The following is an 18872-nucleotide window of genomic DNA, read 5'->3' as shown; positions in this document are numbered from 1 at the left end:
CTTGCATCTGACAAGCTCCTGAAAGGCGAGTTTAAAAGGCCTACATGCAGCGTTATTGATTTTGACAAGGGAACCACCTTTCTCGGCAATCTATGCCTTGCCTCTAAGCCTTTTAAATCTCGCTGAGGACACAAATCATTAATCTAATTGGTATAAATATACCTTTTAAGCATGAACTTTTGCTTGTGCTTTCGGTGTTCGACTGCTCTAATGGTTTTAGACGGCTAGATAGCCATTAATTGTTGTTTGATTGGACGAGTTATGAAAGAACAAACCAAAATAGTAAATGCTGGCAGGTCAAGCAAGTGGACGAATGGTGTCGTTAATCCGAGCGTACAACGTGCTTCCACTGTGGTTTTTGACTCTGTTAAAGAGATGAAACATGCCACAGCAAACAAAGCAAACCAGGTCCTTTTTTATGGCAGACGCGGCACCAGTACGTCATTTGCATTCAGTGACGCTATGGTTGAGCTTGAGGGAGGGGCAGGTTGTGCGCTTTATCCTTCTGGCACCGCTGCCATTACCAATGCAATACTGGCTTTCGTTCACAGTGGTGACCATATTTTAATGGTTGATACTGCATACGAACCTACGCGGGCGTTTTGTGACAACATGCTCAAAAAGCTTGGCGTTGAAACGACTTACTATGATCCTCTTATTGGTAAAAATATAGAATCTCTAATTCAAGAAAATACGCGTTTAGTTTTTACAGAGTCGCCTGGTTCATTGACCATGGAAGTCCAAGATATTCCTGCAATTGCTGAGGTCGCCCACAAACATGGCGTAATGGTTCTACTAGATAATACATGGGGCGCAGCGGTTAACCTTAAACCTTTTGAGCTTGGTGTTGATGTTTCGATACAAGCGGCAACCAAATATATAGTAGGTCATTCTGACGTGATGTTAGGTACTGCAACCGCGACCGAAGAATACTGGCCCACCTTAAGAGAAAACAGTTACACGATGGGACAATGTACCTCGCCGGATGACTTGTATTTAGCGCTTCGCGGCATTAGAACGCTCGGTGTTAGAATGAAACAACATCAAGAAAATGCGCTGAAAGTTGCAGCTTGGTTGTCACAACGTCCAGAAGTAGAGACGATACTCCATCCTGCATTTGAATCATGCCCTGGTCACGATGTATTTAAACGCGACTTTACCGGTAGTAATGGTTTATTTTCTTTTGTTTTAAAGGCTGATTACGTCAAAAACATCACTGCATTTTTAGATGGTATGCATCATTTTAAAATGGGGTACTCTTGGGGAGGCTTTGAGAGTTTGATATTAGCAGTTCAAAATGTGGGTGCTATGCGAACTGCCTCCACTTGGTCTCATCAAGGGCCATTAGTCCGTGTTCATATCGGCTTAGAAGACGTTGAAGATTTGATTCATGATCTTGAAGAAGGTTTTAAGCGCTTAGCTCATGCATAATAATGCGATGTAAGGGACTAGATTAAAAACCAATACCGCGAGTTTGTAGTTGGCGAGATAGCGAAAATAGGTGGCTTCTAGGTTTTCTTCGGTTAATGAAAAGAAAATTTGGTGTGTTCTTACTATTGTGTTTTTGGCAAATATGAGTACTAACGCGGTAAATGTAATCAATACGACGTTGATTAAGGTCATCCAACCAAAGAAAGATGTCAGGATATCTAATGACATGGGGTATGTCCGATTGTTGCTTTAACGTAATTTTGGTCCAAAAATAAACAAAAAGCCCGCTATAGAGCGGGCTTTTACGTATAGTTTGATTTTAATCAGGTTACTTGCCACCACGAGCGATAATTTCACGCGCTAATTCATCTGCCACCATACCTGTAGGCTTTTGCTCTTGGTCAGCTTTAGTAAATACATCAATAAGCGTGTCGTAAATCTCTTCAACTTTTCTCGTCGCTTTGTCTGCACAATAGTCTTCTTCAAAAGACACGTTGATGATACCACCGGCATTGATCACGTAGTCAGGGGCATACAAAATGCCACGATCGACTAGTGCTTGGTCATGTTTTGGTTCAGCTAATTGGTTATTTGCACAACCGGCTATAACTTTTGCTTTGATTCTATCAATAGTTCCGTCATTAATGGTTGCACCTAACGCACATGGAGAATAAATGTCACAATCGACGTCATATATTTCATTTAAGCCAACAACTTCAGCACCAAACTCAGCTTTTGCTCTAGCCAAAGCATCTTCATTTATATCTGTGACTACTAATTTAGCACCCGCTTTGTGAAGGTGTTCACATAAGTAAAAGCCGACACTGCCTAGGCCTTGTACTGCAACCGTAAGGCCTTCTAAATCGTCTCTTCTTAGCTTGTGTTTTACAGCTGCTTTAACACCAAGGTAGGTACCTAATGCTGTATATGGTGCAGGGTTGCCGCTTTTACCTTCAGTGCCAGTAACGTAAGGTGTTTCTGTATTCGCAATGGCTATGTCGCCAGTGGTAATGTTGACATCTTCTGCACTGATATAGCGTCCACCTAAACCGTTCAGTGCACGACCAAATGCTTTGAATAATGCTTCAGATTTAATTGATTTTGCATCACCAATAATGACCGATTTACCGCCGCCCATAGAAAGGCCTGCCATCGCATTTTTGTATGTCATACCGCGAGATAAACGCAATACATCTACCAATGCTTCTTCGTCAGAGGCATAGTCCCACATACGACATCCACCCACTGCAGCACCAAGCTTGGTTGAATGTACTGCAATAATTGCTTTTAAACCTGTCTCTTTATCGCTGCAAAATACAACCTGTTCGTGATCGTCAAAATCTACTAAATCAAAAAAAGCCACTGTTTGTCTCCGTGGATTGTTGTGCTCTACTCAGTTTTATTTCTTGTCATCTCTATTATTTGAGTGTTGGTATATACTGAATATAGCGTTGCTGTAATAAATGTCAGCGCACATTATCATTTACGTAAACGTCAATCTATAACATTACAGTAATTCATTTCGCGTAAAGTGTTCACATATAAATACAAGGTGTAATCTTTCACCAGCACCTACAAAGTAGGGTAAAGATATGGAAAACAACGAGTATATTTCTAAAGAACAAAAAGTCGTTTGGATACGGGAGCAACACCTCGCTGCAATTAAATATCTAGCGGGTAAAGGTATTGTAGACACTCAGGTTAAAGAGCGACTGAGTCGGTATGTTGTGCCGATAGTTTCGGTCTGGCACATTGAAGATAAAAGACAAAATGGATATTGGGTTATTAGCGGTAACATTCCCAGTGATCATGTCAATGTAGAGACCGCACCAGAAGCCCGTGAAGCGTTACGGCATTTTTCACTGAAGTGGCAGTTACAAGCGGACAAACTACGTAGCAGTAATGATGAGATGCAGCGCAAGTTAGGCGTTTCACTAGAGGATAAGGCCGACGCCCTTTATCGATTATTTGAAGATGAGGTTATTTGGGACGGAACTTGATAGCAAGCGACTTGTTAATGGCTCAAGTAACACTTTTTAGGTGTTACTTGTTCAATTGGACATGCCATTCTTTGCTTGGGAAGTCCTGCTTCCATAAACACTGAACCAACCGGATAAAAATTGTTTCGAGAGAAGTAATCTACGGCTTCTAATGGGCTGTAGATAAAAATTTCGGAAAGCTCCAAATCTTTTGCTATTTTGATGAGACCTTTAATAACAATATTATCGAGTTGTTTTTTTCGATATTCTCGAATAACCGCTATACGACCAATTTCGCCGGAAGGTAATATTCTTCCTGTGGCAACAGGCTCTTGGCTCTCGTCGTCACAGACAAGCATATGAATGGCTTGTCTGTCTTTACGATCAAACTCTATTCGCTTTGGTATGCGATGTTCACAAATAAAAACGCGCTCTCGTACTGTTTTTAAAAGAGGTGCTGCGTGCTGCCAAGAAACTCTGCTAACGCTGTAATGCATTTCCCTAATCTATATACCAATACCCCATATTTAAAACACTAGTTAACAACTGTACATTAATCAAACAATCCAGTGAACTTTTTAATATTTCTGCTGTCAAAGGCTGGTTTTTAGCCAAAAGAATACCTAATTCTTTCGTTTCATCCGTTAATGCAACCCGATCACCGTTAATATAAAGATCACCATTTTGTTCGTTTATCAGTACTTTAATCCCTAAAACTGGGCGTACAAATATTTCAGGATCTTTAAGGTATTCAACAACACTTCCTTCAGTGAAAGGATTGACTGGCATTAATATTTCTAGCGCGTGATGATTACGGGTGAGAAAACTAGCCAGCATATCGCTCATCAAGTTGTCATCGTTTATTTCACTGATTAAGAAATTTTGTAGCTTTGAAATGTCTTTTTTTGTCAGCGTTTCAGGTGATGCTGTTTTTTGTCTGTCTTTATCATCAACTCGTTGTTCACCAATATTTCTATCAATGAATACGTCTGCTAGTGCGGAAATTAACTCTTGGCTATTAGGGGCTTGAAAGCCGACAGAATAATTTAAAGAATTATCAATAGCGCTACCATCATGGGGATGGTTGGGCGGTATGTATAAAATATCACCAGGCTCAGTAATAGCGTCTATCACTGGTTTAAATGCTGAAACTTGCTTTAGGTCTTCATGTGGAAGCAGCTGCTCCAGGGACGCATCAGGTAGTCCAACTTTCCAGTGACGTTTGCCTTCACCCTGAATAATAAATACATCGTATTGGTCTAAATGAGGCCCAACACCTCCGCCTGGCGTTGAGAAACTCACCATCACGTCGTCAATGCGCCAGTTTGGTATAAATTGAAACGGCTTCAATAACTGTCCTGTGGCTTCAGACCAATTGTTTACTGCCTGCACAAGTAATGTCCAGTTGTTTTCACCAAAGGTTGAAAAGTCTTCAAACGGTCCATGTGATACATTCCACGTATTTTGGTTATTTGAAATAATACGAGACTCTAATTCTTCTTCCATAGCCAGACCCGCCAATTCATCTGCTGATAACGGATCTTCAAAGTTTTCAAAGCCTGCTTTTATAAGCAGTGGCTTTTTCTGCCAATATTCTTCTAGAAATTTTTCTGGCGTTAGTTCGCCCCAGTTTACGGTATACATAATGTGAACAACCTTAATTAACTGTATTCGGTTCTTTTATTCGATAGATATAAATTGTAGGCACAAAAAAAGAAGACCGAAGTCTTCTTTTTATACAATGCTTACTGGCTATAGCTCATCAATAAATGCAATAGCACGGCCGATGTACGAAGCTGGTGTAAGCTCTGCTAATTCTGCTTTAGCACTTTCTGGCATATCTAAACCTGCTACGAATTCACGCATAACTTCAGCGTTAACACGTTTACCGCGCGTAAGTTCTTTAAGTTTTTCGTATGGCTTTTCAATACCGTAGCGGCGCATAACTGTTTGAATTGGCTCTGCAAGTAGCTCCCAGTTTTGGTCTAACTCATTCGCTAAGCTATCTGCATTTACTTGTAACTTACTGATACCTTTTAGTGTCGCAGCGTAAGCAATTAGTGAGTGACCGAAACCAACACCCAAGTTACGAAGCACAGTAGAGTCCGTCAGGTCACGCTGCCAGCGAGAAACTGGTAGTTTTTGTGCTAAGTGAGCAAATAGTGCATTTGCAATGCCTAAGTTACCTTCTGAGTTTTCAAAATCAATAGGGTTAACTTTGTGAGGCATGGTTGAAGAACCAATTTCACCAGCAACAGTCTTTTGCTTGAAGTGACCTAAAGCAATATAGCCCCAAACGTCACGATCAAAGTCAATTAAGATGGTATTGAAGCGTGCAACGGCATCAAATAGCTCGGCAATGTAGTCGTGTGGTTCAATTTGTGTTGTAAACGCATTCCACGTTAATCCTAATGAAGTTACAAACTCATTAGAGAAAGTGTGCCAATCAACATTAGGGTATGCTGATAAGTGTGCATTGTAGTTACCAACCGCACCGTTGATTTTACCTAGCATTTCTACCGCAGCAATTTGGTCACGTTGGCGCTTTAAACGAACGTAAACATTTGCCATCTCTTTACCCATAGTCGTAGGAGAGGCTGGTTGGCCGTGAGTACGCGCCATCATAGGGATGGTTTTGTATTCAACCGCTAGGTTTTTAATTTCGCTTAGGATCTCATCGATAATTGGCAAAACAACTTGGTCACGTGCTTCTGTAAGCATTAAACCGTGCGATAAATTGTTTATATCTTCTGATGTACAAGCAAAGTGAATGAACTCAGTCACAGCATTCAATTCAGCGTTGTGTGCAATTTTTTCTTTTAAGAAATACTCTACCGCTTTAACGTCATGGTTTGTGGTTGCTTCAATCGTTTTAACTCGCATTGCATCTTCTTCAGAGAAGTTTGCAACGATTGCATCTAAAACAGCATTTGCGTCTTCAGAAAATGCTGGAACTTCAGCAATGTCAGCTTGCGCTGCCAGTTTTTGTAACCAACGTACTTCTACTGTGACGCGGTATTTAATTAATCCAAATTCACTAAAAATTGGACGTAACGACTTTGTTTTGCTGCCGTAACGCCCATCTACTGGTGAAATTGCACTTAATGCTGAAAGTTCCATAATGGTTTCCTACAAATAGGGTTAATCTAAAAATTAATAAATTTCGTTCAGTAATTGTTTAGCACACTGCAGTATTTTCGTGCGCGAAAACAGAATATTTCTTCTTTTGCCATCAACCTGGCGCCATAGCACAGCGCTTCGAATACCTGCTAATAGCAGGCTTCGAATTTTATGCTGATTAGATTCTTGTTTCAGAATGGCTGGCTCTCCAGCGACTTGAATACGAGCACCAAGCGGACTAATAAGGTCACTATAAATACCCGCAAAACTAGCAAGTAAAGTGCTGCTATTAATCTCGTAGTGTTCTGTTTGACGTTGTGCCTGCTCAATTCTTTGGCCAAGGGCAGCCAGTTGCTTTTTGTTTTTGGTTAATCGGCGCTCTAAGTTAAGTAGGCTCACAATGTAGCGTGTTAGTTCAGGGTCTTTTTGTTTGTTTTCATCACCAAGGTGATTAACAACAATCTCTAAACCTTGCTTTACGTTAGCTAACTCGCCGCCGTACACCGCTAATGTATTTTCAGGAGAAGTATTGATGATAGAGCGCAACATCGTGTCTAGTTGCTGCTCATCAGTAGAACCATTTCTCGCAATTTTTTGAACCATACTGGCAATTTGGCAAATTGCCGCAAAGGTTAAGGTTTGTTCTCTCATATAATTAACGAATCAATGTATTGATTATGCCACCACCTAAACACACATCGTCTTGGTAAAACACGACTGATTGGCCTGGTGTTACAGAACTTTGCTGCTCTTCAAAAAGGATTTCAAACTCGCCATTTTCTAACGGTGTAACGGTACATTCTACATCCGTTTGGCGGTAACGTGTTTTTACGGTGCATTTGAAAGGCTGGGTAATGTCATCGCGACTAACCCAATGCAGTTGGTTGGCAACCAAACCTTTAGAAAAAAGGCGAGGGTGGTTATGACCTTGACCAACAACAAGTACGTTTCGAGTCAAATCTTTGTCTACAACATACCAAGGCTCGTCACCCGCATTGGCTAGGCCACCAATTCTAAGACCTTTTCGTTGGCCAAGGGTGTGATACATCAAGCCATCGTGGTCGCCAACAACATCACCCTCAGCCGATTCAATTTTGCCCGGTTGTGCAGGTAAAAATTTCTGAAGAAAGTCTTTAAATTTACGTTCACCAATAAAACAGATACCTGTACTGTCCTTTTTATTGTGCGTAATAAGGCCTGCTTCTTCTGCAATAGCACGAACTTCTGGCTTCTCAATATCGCCCACTGGAAATAACGTTTGACCCACTTGTTTGTGGCTTAATGTGTAAAGAAAGTAGCTTTGATCTTTGTTGTTATCTAAACCACGAATCATATGCCATTTCCCATGGCCCTCGTGATCTTGAAGGAAGGCACGGCGCACATAGTGGCCAGTCGCAATATAATCCGCGCCTAAGTCTTCACAAGCAAATTCTAAGAAAGCTTTGAATTTAATTTCTTTATTACACATGATATCGGGGTTAGGCGTTCTACCTGCTTTGTACTCAGCAAGAAAATACTCGAATACATTGTCCCAATATTCTGTAGCAAAATTAATGGTGTGTAATTTAATGCCTAACTTTTCACATACCGCTTGCGCGTCTTTCAAATCGTCAGCTGCAGCGCAGTATTCATCCGTGTCATCTTCTTCCCAGTTTTTCATAAACAAGCCTTCAACTTGATAGCCTTGTTTTTGTAACAAGTAAGCTGAAACTGAAGAATCTACACCACCAGACATACCAACAATCACGCGCGTATCTTCCGGCGCTTTGCTGACTGGTGAATTATCCATCGATGAATTTTCGTTTAACGACATTAAAACTCTTTGACCACTATAGAAAAAAGGCGCCGAATTATAGCACAGTGAAATGTACCGGAATAGTAGCTAAAGGTTACTTTTTATTGTTGAGAGTGGTACTTTTTGACCTGCTAAATAATCATGTATGCAGTCCAGTACCATAGAGCTTCTTAATTGTGCTTTTTTCGCTTTAATTTCCTCTAATGTAAGCCAATGGCAAGCGACAATATCTGCATCTTGAGGGGAGGTCGAAAAACACTCTGAAGCCTCAAATACGAAGCTAAATCGAAGGAAATACAAGCCAAATTCAGGGCGATGAAAATAGTAAATGCCTGAGATATAATGTGGGGAAAGTGATAAGCCCGTTTCTTCAGTCAGTTCTCGCTTTACCGCTGTTTCGAGATTTTCGTTTGCCTCTAAATGACCCGCTGGCTGGTTAAAAACGGTTTTACCGTTTTCACGTTCTTCTACCAATAGAAATTTACCATCATGGTGAACTACAGCTGCCACGGTAGTATTCGGTTTAAATTGTTCTTTTCCATGAGTGTGGTCATGTTCAATCATGTTTTTAACTCTTTTGTCTCTTCACTAGGACTTGTGTTTAACGTTACTACGGTGTGAATTACTAAGAAGAACAAATTCGCCATTAGCAATATTATTTAGCGTATATTCGCCTATTGCATATCTAATCAGTCTAAGAGTAGGGAAGCCAACATGCGCGGTCATTCTTCTTACTTGTCGGTTCTTACCTTCAGTTATAATGATTTCTAACCACGTTGTAGGGATATTTTTTCGTTCCCTTATTGGAGGAACGCGATCCCATACATTAGGCTCTTGAATTACCTTTACTTTTGCTGGTTTAGTTAAACCATCTTTTAATTCTACACCGTTACGTAATGCATTTAATGAAGATTCATCTGGAGCGCCTTCTACTTGGACCCAATACGTTTTAGGGGCTTTGAATTTAGGGCTCGCTATGCGATTTTGCAATTTACCATCATTGGTTAGCAGCAAAAGACCTTCGCTATCTCTATCTAGCCTTCCAGCTGCATATACATCCTTTATGGTGATGTAATCTTTTAACGTTTTACGTTGTTGTTCGTCTGTAAATTGACATAACACGTCATAAGGCTTGTTAAATAACACGATTTTTTGTTGTTCAGGAGTGACAGGGGGCTTTTTGTTAACTGGTCGTACCTTGCGTCGAAATTGACCGTTACCCCTTGTCGTTGCTTTGCTTTTGTTAGTTGTCAACTTAACTTGCCTATAAATTTTGAAACCTCGATAAACGCTGGCTATTTTAATGTGCTTTGAATTTAAGTACTATGCGCCAGCTAAAAATTTTTTGTAGTGCGGTTAGCTCGCAAAACGGCACTATCTTAGTGTAGGAAGACAATTAGGACATTCAATGAGTAAAGATACATCAAAGATCATTTATACGATTACCGATGAGGCGCCAGCATTAGCGACTCACTCTCTATTACCTATCATCAAAGCCTTTACTGCTTCATCGGGTATTGATGTTGAAACTCGCGATATTTCATTAGCCGGTCGTGTTATTGCAAACTTCCCTAAGTACTTAACTGAAGAGCAACGAATTGGTGATGCGTTAGCTGAATTGGGTGAACTTGCTAAAACACCTGAAGCTAACATTATTAAGCTACCAAATATCAGTGCGTCTATTCCTCAGTTACAAGCAACGATCAAAGAACTTCAAGCAAAAGGCTATAATCTTCCAGACTACCCTGAAGAACCACAAAACGAAGCTGAAGAGTCAATCAAATTGACTTATGCAAAGGTATTAGGTTCTGCGGTTAACCCCGTATTGCGTGAAGGTAATTCAGACCGTCGTGCGCCAGGCTCGGTAAAACAATACGCAAAGAATAACCCACACTCTATGGGTGCTTGGTCTTCTGAATCTAAATCTCATGTAGCTAATATGGCGGCTGGTGATTTCTACGGCAGCGAAAAGTCAATGACAGTTCAAGGTGCAACTGATATGCGCATTGAATTCGTAGATGCAGCAGGCAATGTTTCTGTATTAAAAGAGAAAGTTGCTTTAGAAGACAAAGAAGTCATTGATGCATCTGTGATGAGTAAAAAAGCGCTAGTGTCATTCTTCGAGCAAGAAATTGATAAAGCAAAAGAAGAAGACGTATTGTTTTCACTTCACATGAAAGCAACCATGATGAAGGTGTCAGACCCAATCATTTTTGGTCACTGTGTAAAAGTTTACTACAAAGCTGTGTTTGAAAAGCACGCCGACGTATTCGAACAATTAGGTGTTGACGCGAATAATGGTATTGGCGATGTTTACGCCAAAATCGATCGCTTACCAGCAGACAAAAAAGCAGAAATTGAAGCGGACATACAAGCGGTATATGAAACTCGCCCACCTATGGCGATGGTTGATTCTGACCGTGGTATTACAAACTTACATGTACCAAGCGACATTATTATCGATGCGTCAATGCCTGCAGCACTTCGTGCTTCTGGTCAAATGTGGGGCCCTGATGGCAAGCAAAAAGATACCAAGTTCACTATTCCAGACCGTAACTACGCTGGTGTTTTCCAAGCAGTAGTCGATTACTGTCGTGAAAATGGTGCATTCAACCCAACAACAATGGGTACTGTACCTAACGTGGGTTTAATGGCTAAGAAAGCTGAAGAATACGGTTCGCATGACAAAACATTTGTAGCCCCAGGTGAAGGTGTTATCCGTTCTGTAAATGCTGAAACAGGTGATTTATTACTTTCTCAAGAGGTTTCTGAAGGTGATATTTTCCGTATGTGTCAAACAAAAGACGCACCAATTCAAGATTGGGTGAAACTAGCAGTTTCTCGCTCACGCCTTTCAAACACTCCTGCTGTGTTCTGGTTAGATGAAAACCGTGCACACGATGCAGAAATCATTAAGAAAGTGAATGAGTACTTGCCACAACACAATACTGACGGTTTAGACCTTCGCATTTTAGCGCCAACTGAAGCGTGTAAGCACACGTTAATACGTTGCGGTAATGGTGAAGACACTATCTCAGTAACAGGTAACGTTTTACGCGACTACAACACTGACTTATTCCCAATTTTAGAACTTGGTACGTCAGCGAAAATGCTGTCAATTGTTCCTCTAATGAACGGTGGTGGTTTATTCGAAACAGGTGCTGGTGGTTCTGCGCCTAAGCACGTTCAGCAGTTTGAAAAAGAAAACCACTTACGTTGGGATTCTTTAGGTGAATTCTTAGCGTTAGCGGCATCACTTGAGCACCTTGCAAACTTTGCAGACAATACAAAAGCGCAAGTGTTAGCTGATACATTAGATGCTGCTACAGCGAAGTTTTTACAAGAGAACAAGTCACCTTCACGTAAAGTAAATGAGCTAGACAACCGTGGTTCACACTTCTACTTATCGATGTACTGGGCAGAAGCACTAGCCTCACAAGACAAAGATGCTGAGCTTGCGCAAGCATTTGGTCCTGTAGCACAAGCGTTAACCAAGCAAGAAGAAAAGATTGTTGGTGAATTAAACGGTGCACAAGGGGTTGCCATGGATATCGCAGGCTACTACTTCCCGAGTGAAGAAATGGCAAGCAACGCTATGCGTCCAAGTGAAACATTTAACACGATTTTAAACACACTTTTATAATCAATAGTTAAATTCCATATTAAGGCCCGGCAATAGCCGGGCTTTTTGTTTTCGAACGAATGTGTTTTACTTTCAGTTCTTCAATTTTATGTATAAGTTACATGCTGTTTTCAGTGGGGCTTCAAAGAGGAAGGTATGGATTTTTTGCAAGGCTTGTTGTTAATTACAACCGTTCATCTATTGGCGGCTGCATCGCCAGGGCCAGATTTCGTGCTGGTCTCACAACAAACTCTATCTCGGGGCAAAAGTGCAGGCTTGTTAGTGAGCTTTGGCATCGCGTTGGGCCTAGCAGTACATATTCTCTATTCAAGCTTAGGGCTTGCCGCAGTCATCGCAAGTTCCGAATCTCTTCTTTGGGGGATAAAAATTCTAGGTGGGCTTTATCTTATCTATCTGGGGGTTAGCGGCCTGAAAGCCAAACCCCAAAATGCCTCTATACATACCGAACCAGCAAAAGAAATGTCAAATTGGAAAACCATAGTCATGGGCTTCTTTTGTAATGCGTTAAATCCCAAAGCCCCAATATACTTCGTTGCCTTATTTACTATGGTTTTGTCACCGGATATGCCCGTATATCAACTATTTGTATATGGTATTTGGATGATGGTGTTACAATTTTTGTGGTTTTCTACAGTCGTATTTTTACTGAGTTCGCCCAAGCTTAACGCTAAATTTGAACGAATGGGTCACTGGATAGATCGTGTTCTAGGTGGTGCGATGGTCTTGATGGGCCTCAAAGTCTTAACAACTAAAATGAATTAATGAACTGATTACCACCGTTTTTTCGTAAATTGGTTATAGTTAATAGTATGCATGAAGTTTGTATGTATATATGTTTACCAAAATCTTAATATCACTGCTTGTTCTTCTTCCTTATGCGCTCACTGCTAGCGAATTAGTGCTGAAATATGATCCATCGGGCTCTAGTACATGGATTCCTTACTATATAGCAGAATCGGAGCAACCCGGTATTATGGGCGAGCTAATACCGCTCGTGTTAGCGCGCAGTAAAATCAAAGGTAAGAAAATAGTGTTACCTGCAGCGCGAATGAATAAGGCGCTAGAGGGGGGAGTTATTGATTTTGACATTATTAGCCCTAGTTGGATTAAGCCAAATGAACGCATTGGGCAATTCGTGTTCAGCGAAGATATAATGTCGATAGAAGAATATACGGTTAAATTGGCAAGCAGTACCCAACATATCCCCTACAAAGGGAATAGAGTAGGTACGGTAAGAGGCTACCTTTACCACGATGATGATCAATATAAACGAGTAGACTTTTCGTCTGAAAAGAACTTAGTGATGGCGCTTTCTACAAAACGAATCAAAGTTGCCATAATTGGGAAGCTACCAGCTCAATATTGGGCGTCTCAGTTAGGGGTTGAGATAAAATTTCAAGAGCTACATTCCAGTGGTATGTTACATATCCGGCTCAGATCCGAATTCAGCCATTTATTGCCACAAATAAATGCAGCGATTACCTCGGTTAAAGCAGACGGTACGATAGATAACTTAGTTAAAAAGTACACAGATGGTCACATATATCACTAATCGATTCATAGGGTATGTTTTTACGCTACTAACATCGCCTGTCTGGGTTGTTCAAGGTCTAAGAACTAAGAAGTATGCCATGCGGTTACCCGAGGCCAATGGCAGTCGATTAATGAAAAGTTCTTCAAACTGTGATCAAGTTGAGCTGCTCATTACTGGAGATTCAGTGGCCGCTGGTGTTGGTATCGAACAGATATCTGAAGCATTGGCCGGTCAGGTCGTTAAAGAGCTGAAAACTATGGGGCGAGCGACAAGCTATCAGGTTATAGCACGCTCTGGCGATAAGATTTCTGATGTTATTAAACATATAGAGACGTCTGAGACATTGCCAGCAAAAAACATCGTCATTTCTGTCGGCGTAAATGATGCGAAAGGTTTCACATCTTCGAAAAAGTGGATCATTCAGCTGTCGAAGTTGTTGGCGCTATTAGATAGTAGATGTCCAAATGCGAAAGTTGTATTACTTGCTACACCACCTTTAGAGCAATTCCCGTTATTGCCTTGGCCATTATCGAGTGTAATGGGTTATCGCTCTTCAAGACTAAATACGGTGTCGGCGTCGATAATTAAAAACCATGAGAATGGAGCGTTTTTGCCACTTGAAATTCAAGCTGAAAAAGTACACTTTGCAGAGGACGGCTTTCATCCTAGTGCGTTATCTTGCAACATACTCGCCAAGAATATAGTGCCGTTTTTGGAGTAGGGTTTGCTCGGCTGTCAGGAGCGCTAAACTTCTTCTATTAATAAATAACTATTCATTTATGCTTTATTTAGGTGAATACTTATTCCAGAGATGCTTAAATATTCACCAGGTGAATGTTGGGTATAATTCCAGCGTGATTAGTGTAAATGCTCTTTTTGATTTAGCTTAACAGGTAGAGGTCATACCAATGACGTCGCTTCAAAATTGCAGCTAATACAAGGGGGAACCTTATGTCTTCTAAGGTACAAATACCAGCGCAAGGTGAAAAAATCACGATTGAAAATGGTCGATTAACTGTTCCAAATAATCCAATTATTCCTTTTATTGAGGGAGATGGTATTGGTGTTGATGTAACACCACCAATGAGGAAAGTGGTTGATGCAGCAGTCGAGATTGCATACAAAGGCGAGAAAAAGATTCATTGGATGGAAGTGTTTGCTGGTGAAAAAGCAACACAGATATACGATTCAGAAACGTGGTTACCCGAAGAAACGTTGGACATGTTTAAAGAGTACCGAGTAGGTATTAAAGGTCCATTGACAACCCCAGTAGGTGGTGGAATTCGCTCATTAAACGTGGCGCTTCGACAAGTACTAGATCTGTATGTATGTCAACGACCAGTGCAATGGTTTACTGGCGTTCCGAGTCCGGTAAAACACCCTGAAGCTGTTGACATGATTATTTTCCGTGAGAATTCAGAAGATATATATGCAGGCATTGAATACAAAGCGGGTAGTGAAGAAGCGAAAAAGGTAATCCAATTTTTAACGAATGAAATGTCTGCATCGTCAATTCGTTTTGTCGAAGATTGTGGTATCGGTATAAAGCCGGTGTCTAAAGAAGGTACGCAACGATTGGTTCGCAAAGCCATACAGTATGCCATCGATAATGATCGCGATTCTGTAACGCTTGTACACAAAGGTAATATTATGAAATTTACCGAAGGAGCGTTTAAGGATTGGGGCTATCAACTAGCACATGATGAATTCGGTGCAGAACTGTTGGATGGTGGCCCATGGTTATCGTTAAAAAATCCAAAGAATGGCAAAGAAATTATTATTAAGGACGTTATTGCTGATGCGATGCTTCAGCAAGTCTTGTTAAGACCTGAAGAGTATGACGTAATTGCAACCTTGAATCTCAACGGCGATTACTTATCAGATGCACTTGCCGCACAAGTAGGGGGCATAGGCATTGCACCTGGCGCTAATATTAGTGACGAAGTAGCGATTTTTGAAGCAACACATGGTACAGCGCCTAAGTATGCAGGCTTAAATAAAGTTAACCCTGGTTCGGTTATTCTTTCAGCTGAAATGATGTTGCGTCATATGGGTTGGACTGAAGCAGCAGATCTTATGCTAAAAGGTATGTCTGGGGCGATAGGCGCTAAGACTGTAACGTATGATTTCGAACGTTTGATGGATTCTGCAACCTTAGTATCTTGTTCACAATTTGGTGACGAGATTATAAGTCAGATGTCTTAACTATTTCAGGGCATAAAAAAACACAGCCGTTGCTGTGTTTTTTTATTTGCGCTTAGTGATTAGCTCTTACTTCTCTAGTTCTGATTCAATAGGTACAATACTCGCAGCATGATGACCTTTTGGTCCTTCATTCAACTCGTAATTTACATCTTGACCAGCTTTGAGCGTGCGGTAGCCATCCATTTGAATAGTAGAATAGTGTGCAAATATGTCTTCACCACCATCATCCGGACGGATAAAACCAAAGCCTTTTGCGTTGTTAAACCATTTAACTGTACCGTGAGCCATACTTCTACTTCCTTCTATATCCTGCGGTATAATTTAGGTATGCTTCCCATATAAAAATGCGAATATCGCTGTGACTAAAAAATAGTCACTTCTAAATCGTAGAATATGTGAAAAAATAGTCAAGTAAAATACAAAGATTTTTACATTTTTTTAATACAATCTTTTTTACTAAAAGATTCAGCAAAATTAAGACCTAGAGACTAATATAAACGTATGAGTAACTGGAAAGAATTGATTGAAACAGAGCATGACATTGCGGAAGAAATTGAGGAGCAAGTTGATGAGCCGCCACGTTATCATGTTGTGCTATTAAATGATGATTACACACCTATGGATTTTGTAGTTGAAGTTTTGCGTAGGTTTTTTAATATGAATTCTGAGAAGGCTACCGAAATCATGCTAACTATCCATTATAAAGGCAAAGCTCGGTGTGGCACATATTCTGCAGAAATTGCAGAGACAAAAGTAGACCAAGTCATCCGGTATGCTAATGAACATCAACACCCTTTGCAGTGTTCGATGGAAAAAGCGTAAATGTGCAAAGTTGTGAGCTGGAGTATGACCTATGCTAAATAAAGATTTAGAAATTTCCCTAAACTTAGCTTTCCGTCAAGCTAAGGAATCTCGCCATGAATTTATGACGGTAGAACATTTATTACTCGCGCTTCTAGACAACCCGTCTGCCGTTGAAACGCTTAAAGCATGCGGCGCAGACATGCCTAAATTGCGTAAAAATCTAGTCGATTTTATTGGTGAAACAACGCCCGTCATTCCGGACGGCGAAGAAGATAGAGAAACTCAACCAACGCTGGGCTTCCAACGCGTGTTACAGCGTGCTGTGTTTCATGTCCAATCAAGCGGTAAGAGCGAAGTTAACGGTGCAAACGTGCTTGTTGCTATTTTCAGCGAGCAAGAATCACAGGCAGCCTATATCCTAAAAAAATCTGATATTACGCGCTTAGATGTTGTTAATTTTATTTCGCACGGTATTAGCAAAATAGAAAGTGACGAATCAACGACCGGTTCGGTTGAAGATATCGAACAGCGTCAAGAAGAAGAGCCACGTGTCGTTGAAAGCTTTGCCGTGAATCTTAACGAAGAAGCAAAGAAAGGAAATATTGATCCACTTATTGGACGTGACGATGAATTAGAAAGAACGCTTCAAGTGCTTAGCCGTCGTCGCAAGAACAACCCGTTACTTGTTGGTGAAGCAGGGGTTGGTAAAACCGCAATTGCTGAAGGCCTAGCATCATTAATTGTTGAAGAGAAAGTTCCAGAGTTTCTAGAAAATGCGACTATTTACTCGTTAGACATGGGGGCTTTGCTTGCGGGTACGAAATACCGCGGTGATTTTGAAAAACGTTTCAAATCACTGTTAAAAGAGCTTGAAAAAGAAGAAAAAGCGATTCTTTTTATTGATGAGATTCATACGATAATAGGTGCAGGAGCTGCATCTGGCGGAATGATGGATGCTTCAAATTTAATTAAGCCACTACTTTCTTCAGGCAAACTTCGTTGCATGGGCTCGACGACATATCAGGAATACCAGAGTATTTTTGAAAAAGATCGCGCGCTAGCTCGCCGTTTCCAAAAAATAGATATAGTAGAGCCTAGCGTTGATGATACAACCAAAATACTGCAAGGCTTAAAAGATAAATACGAGTCTCATCACGGTATTCGCTACACCAATAAAGCGTTAAAAGCTGCAGCTGTATTAGCTGACAAATACATCAATGAACGCTTTTTACCGGACAAGGCTATCGATATAATTGACGAAGCCGGTGCTAAACAGCAGTTGGTGACGCGCTCAAAGCGTAAGAAAGTGATTAACAATACAGACATCGAGTCTATCGTGGCAAAAATTGCCCGTATTCCGGAAAAGTCGGTCTCAAGTACGGAAAAAGACAGCCTTAAAAACTTAGACAGAAACCTAAAACTCGTTGTATTTGGTCAAGATAAGGCAATCGATGAGTTAACATCGGTTATTCGTCTATCTCGAGCGGGTCTAAACGCTGAACAAAAGCCGATAGGTTCTTTCATGTTTGCAGGCCCTACGGGTGTTGGTAAAACAGAAGTAACACAACAGTTGGCGAAAATACTGGGCGTTGAATTATTGCGTTACGACATGTCTGAGTATATGGAAAAGCATGCGGTAAGTCGTTTAATTGGTGCGCCTCCAGGTTATGTAGGGTATGAGCAGGGCGGTTTGTTAACTGATGCTGTAATAAAACACCCACACGCAGTAGTGTTGTTAGACGAAATTGAGAAAGCACATGAAGATGTTTATAACATCCTACTTCAAGTGATGGATCATGGTACGTTAACAGATAACAATGGCCGCAAAGCAGATTTCAGAAATGTTATTCTGGTGCTTACAACTAATGCGGGGGTAAAGGAAACAACTCGCAAATCTATAGGCTTTAAACAACAAGATCATAGCCTTGATGCGATGGACGAGATTAACCGCGTATTCACCCCTGAATTTAGAAACCGTTTAGATAATATCGTTTGGTTTAATCATCTTGATACTGAGATTATCAACCAAGTGATCGACAAGTTTATCGTCGAGTTAGAAACGTTGCTTGATGAGAAGGGGGTTTCGCTTGAGCTAACACGAGATGCGAAAGCTTGGCTGGCTGAGCATGGTTACGATAAGTCGATGGGTGCTAGACCTATGGCACGTCTTATCCAAGAGCAGCTGAAGAAACCTTTGGCAAATGAATTGCTGTTTGGCAATTTGACAGGTGGTGGTGTTGCTAAAGTAAAAGTGAAAAAAGACGCGTTAGTCATTGAAACCGAAAACAAAAAGGAATTGGTAGAGCAAGAGTAATTCTTGTTTTACTTTTACCAATAAAAAAGCCCCTAACTTAGGGGCTT

General features: G+C 40.8%; 19 protein-coding genes. 9 read left to right on the top strand and 10 right to left on the bottom strand.

Annotation, left to right across the window (positions count from 1 at the left end):
• Positions 1-261 precede the first annotated feature (261 nt).
• Positions 262-1431 carry a cystathionine beta-lyase gene (locus tag ACFSJY_RS11145; RefSeq protein WP_386034236.1) on the top strand — a complete coding sequence of 390 codons (1170 nt, stop codon included), beginning with the start codon at positions 262-264 and terminating at the stop codon, positions 1429-1431.
• On the opposite strand, the gene ACFSJY_RS11140 is transcribed toward ACFSJY_RS11145, so the two are convergent.
• Positions 1417-1659, bottom strand: coding sequence for a DUF6868 family protein (locus ACFSJY_RS11140; protein WP_386034234.1), 243 nt, complete (start codon positions 1657-1659; stop codon positions 1417-1419). The genes ACFSJY_RS11145 and ACFSJY_RS11140 overlap by 15 nt on opposite strands.
• Positions 1660-1759: 100 nt before the next feature.
• Positions 1760-2794, bottom strand: coding sequence for a Leu/Phe/Val dehydrogenase (locus tag ACFSJY_RS11135; RefSeq protein ID WP_386034232.1), 1035 nt, complete (start codon positions 2792-2794; stop codon positions 1760-1762).
• Positions 2795-3023: 229 nt separating this feature from the next.
• On the opposite strand from ACFSJY_RS11135, the gene ACFSJY_RS11130 reads away from it, so the two are divergent.
• Complete coding sequence (locus ACFSJY_RS11130; RefSeq protein WP_386034230.1) at positions 3024-3431, top strand: DUF4826 family protein; 408 nt, start codon at positions 3024-3026, stop codon at positions 3429-3431.
• A 14-nt stretch (positions 3432-3445) separates the two neighbouring features.
• Here ACFSJY_RS11130 and ACFSJY_RS11125 read toward each other — a convergent pair whose 3' ends face one another.
• The 7 genes from ACFSJY_RS11125 to ACFSJY_RS11095 form a co-directional block, all read right to left on the bottom strand.
• Entirely contained in the window at positions 3446-3907 is a 462-nt protein-coding gene (locus ACFSJY_RS11125; RefSeq protein WP_386034228.1) for a GNAT family N-acetyltransferase, read from the bottom strand.
• Positions 3908-3911: 4 nt separating this feature from the next.
• Entirely contained in the window at positions 3912-5054 is a 1143-nt protein-coding gene (locus ACFSJY_RS11120; RefSeq protein ID WP_386034225.1) for a JmjC domain-containing protein, read from the bottom strand.
• Positions 5055-5162: 108 nt separating this feature from the next.
• Positions 5163-6530, bottom strand: coding sequence for an adenylosuccinate lyase (gene purB / locus ACFSJY_RS11115; RefSeq protein ID WP_386034223.1), 1368 nt, complete (start codon positions 6528-6530; stop codon positions 5163-5165).
• Positions 6531-6563: 33 nt separating this feature from the next.
• The gene (hflD, locus tag ACFSJY_RS11110) at positions 6564-7181 is read right to left on the bottom strand and encodes a high frequency lysogenization protein HflD (protein ID WP_386034221.1); all 618 of its coding nucleotides are present in this window, start codon (positions 7179-7181) and stop codon (positions 6564-6566) included.
• Between the two features lie 4 nt (positions 7182-7185).
• A complete protein-coding gene (mnmA, locus tag ACFSJY_RS11105; RefSeq protein ID WP_386035018.1) occupies positions 7186-8319 on the bottom strand; it encodes a tRNA 2-thiouridine(34) synthase MnmA in 1134 nt (377 codons plus the stop codon).
• Positions 8320-8412: 93 nt separating this feature from the next.
• Positions 8413-8889 carry an NUDIX hydrolase gene (locus ACFSJY_RS11100; RefSeq protein ID WP_386034219.1) on the bottom strand — a complete coding sequence of 159 codons (477 nt, stop codon included), beginning with the start codon at positions 8887-8889 and terminating at the stop codon, positions 8413-8415.
• A gap of 24 nt (positions 8890-8913) precedes the next feature.
• The gene (locus tag ACFSJY_RS11095) at positions 8914-9579 is read right to left on the bottom strand and encodes an rRNA large subunit pseudouridine synthase E (protein ID WP_386034217.1); all 666 of its coding nucleotides are present in this window, start codon (positions 9577-9579) and stop codon (positions 8914-8916) included.
• Between the two features lie 154 nt (positions 9580-9733).
• Here ACFSJY_RS11095 and ACFSJY_RS11090 point away from each other — a divergent pair, with 154 nt between their 5' ends.
• From ACFSJY_RS11090 to icd, 5 genes are all read left to right on the top strand, one after another.
• A complete protein-coding gene (locus ACFSJY_RS11090; RefSeq protein ID WP_386034215.1) occupies positions 9734-11968 on the top strand; it encodes an NADP-dependent isocitrate dehydrogenase in 2235 nt (744 codons plus the stop codon).
• A 135-nt stretch (positions 11969-12103) separates the two neighbouring features.
• On the top strand, positions 12104-12730 hold the full coding sequence (locus ACFSJY_RS11085; RefSeq protein WP_386034213.1) for a LysE family translocator: 627 nt from the start codon (positions 12104-12106) through the stop codon (positions 12728-12730).
• Positions 12731-12800: 70 nt separating this feature from the next.
• On the top strand, positions 12801-13520 hold the full coding sequence (locus tag ACFSJY_RS11080; RefSeq protein ID WP_386034211.1) for a substrate-binding periplasmic protein: 720 nt from the start codon (positions 12801-12803) through the stop codon (positions 13518-13520).
• 79 nt (positions 13521-13599) lie between these two features.
• The gene (locus ACFSJY_RS11075) at positions 13600-14223 is read left to right on the top strand and encodes an SGNH/GDSL hydrolase family protein (protein ID WP_386034209.1); all 624 of its coding nucleotides are present in this window, start codon (positions 13600-13602) and stop codon (positions 14221-14223) included.
• Between the two features lie 230 nt (positions 14224-14453).
• On the top strand, positions 14454-15707 hold the full coding sequence (gene icd / locus ACFSJY_RS11070; RefSeq protein ID WP_386034207.1) for an NADP-dependent isocitrate dehydrogenase: 1254 nt from the start codon (positions 14454-14456) through the stop codon (positions 15705-15707).
• A gap of 66 nt (positions 15708-15773) precedes the next feature.
• On the opposite strand, the gene cspD is transcribed toward icd, so the two are convergent.
• Positions 15774-15995 (bottom strand): cold shock domain-containing protein CspD, encoded by a 222-nt coding sequence (gene cspD / locus ACFSJY_RS11065; protein WP_386034205.1) that lies wholly within the window; start codon positions 15993-15995, stop codon positions 15774-15776.
• Between the two features lie 213 nt (positions 15996-16208).
• On the opposite strand from cspD, the gene clpS reads away from it, so the two are divergent.
• Positions 16209-16529 (top strand): ATP-dependent Clp protease adapter ClpS, encoded by a 321-nt coding sequence (clpS, locus tag ACFSJY_RS11060; RefSeq protein ID WP_386034203.1) that lies wholly within the window; start codon positions 16209-16211, stop codon positions 16527-16529.
• 31 nt (positions 16530-16560) lie between these two features.
• Positions 16561-18825 carry an ATP-dependent Clp protease ATP-binding subunit ClpA gene (gene clpA / locus ACFSJY_RS11055; protein WP_386034201.1) on the top strand — a complete coding sequence of 755 codons (2265 nt, stop codon included), beginning with the start codon at positions 16561-16563 and terminating at the stop codon, positions 18823-18825.
• The last annotated feature ends 47 nt before the right edge of the window (positions 18826-18872 follow it).

This window comes from Thalassotalea euphylliae (assembly GCF_042682785.1).
In the GTDB taxonomy this organism is placed as follows: domain Bacteria; phylum Pseudomonadota; class Gammaproteobacteria; order Enterobacterales; family Alteromonadaceae; genus Thalassotalea_F; species Thalassotalea_F euphylliae.
The sequence above is the reverse complement of the archived record's forward strand: the minus strand, read 5'-3'. Positions and strand labels throughout refer to the sequence as shown.

What these genes read in the sequence shown, in the direction of transcription:
- ACFSJY_RS11100 (WP_386034219.1), bottom strand. Translation starts at nt 8,889, where the DNA reads ATGATTGAACATGACCACACTCATGGAAAAGAACAATTTAAACCGAAT.
- hflD (WP_386034221.1), bottom strand. Translation starts at nt 7,181, where the DNA reads ATGAGAGAACAAACCTTAACCTTTGCGGCAATTTGCCAAATTGCCAGT.
- purB (WP_386034223.1), bottom strand. Translation starts at nt 6,530, where the DNA reads ATGGAACTTTCAGCATTAAGTGCAATTTCACCAGTAGATGGGCGTTAC.
- mnmA (WP_386035018.1), bottom strand. Translation starts at nt 8,319, where the DNA reads ATGGATAATTCACCAGTCAGCAAAGCGCCGGAAGATACGCGCGTGATT.
- ACFSJY_RS11130 (WP_386034230.1), top strand. Translation starts at nt 3,024, where the DNA reads ATGGAAAACAACGAGTATATTTCTAAAGAACAAAAAGTCGTTTGGATA.
- cspD (WP_386034205.1), bottom strand. Translation starts at nt 15,995, where the DNA reads ATGGCTCACGGTACAGTTAAATGGTTTAACAACGCAAAAGGCTTTGGT.
- clpA (WP_386034201.1), top strand. Translation starts at nt 16,561, where the DNA reads ATGCTAAATAAAGATTTAGAAATTTCCCTAAACTTAGCTTTCCGTCAA.
- ACFSJY_RS11125 (WP_386034228.1), bottom strand. Translation starts at nt 3,907, where the DNA reads ATGCATTACAGCGTTAGCAGAGTTTCTTGGCAGCACGCAGCACCTCTT.
- ACFSJY_RS11085 (WP_386034213.1), top strand. Translation starts at nt 12,104, where the DNA reads ATGGATTTTTTGCAAGGCTTGTTGTTAATTACAACCGTTCATCTATTG.
- ACFSJY_RS11120 (WP_386034225.1), bottom strand. Translation starts at nt 5,054, where the DNA reads ATGTATACCGTAAACTGGGGCGAACTAACGCCAGAAAAATTTCTAGAA.
- ACFSJY_RS11080 (WP_386034211.1), top strand. Translation starts at nt 12,801, where the DNA reads ATGTTTACCAAAATCTTAATATCACTGCTTGTTCTTCTTCCTTATGCG.
- ACFSJY_RS11075 (WP_386034209.1), top strand. Translation starts at nt 13,600, where the DNA reads ATGCGGTTACCCGAGGCCAATGGCAGTCGATTAATGAAAAGTTCTTCA.
- icd (WP_386034207.1), top strand. Translation starts at nt 14,454, where the DNA reads ATGTCTTCTAAGGTACAAATACCAGCGCAAGGTGAAAAAATCACGATT.
- ACFSJY_RS11090 (WP_386034215.1), top strand. Translation starts at nt 9,734, where the DNA reads ATGAGTAAAGATACATCAAAGATCATTTATACGATTACCGATGAGGCG.
- ACFSJY_RS11145 (WP_386034236.1), top strand. Translation starts at nt 262, where the DNA reads ATGAAAGAACAAACCAAAATAGTAAATGCTGGCAGGTCAAGCAAGTGG.
- clpS (WP_386034203.1), top strand. Translation starts at nt 16,209, where the DNA reads ATGAGTAACTGGAAAGAATTGATTGAAACAGAGCATGACATTGCGGAA.
- ACFSJY_RS11140 (WP_386034234.1), bottom strand. Translation starts at nt 1,659, where the DNA reads ATGTCATTAGATATCCTGACATCTTTCTTTGGTTGGATGACCTTAATC.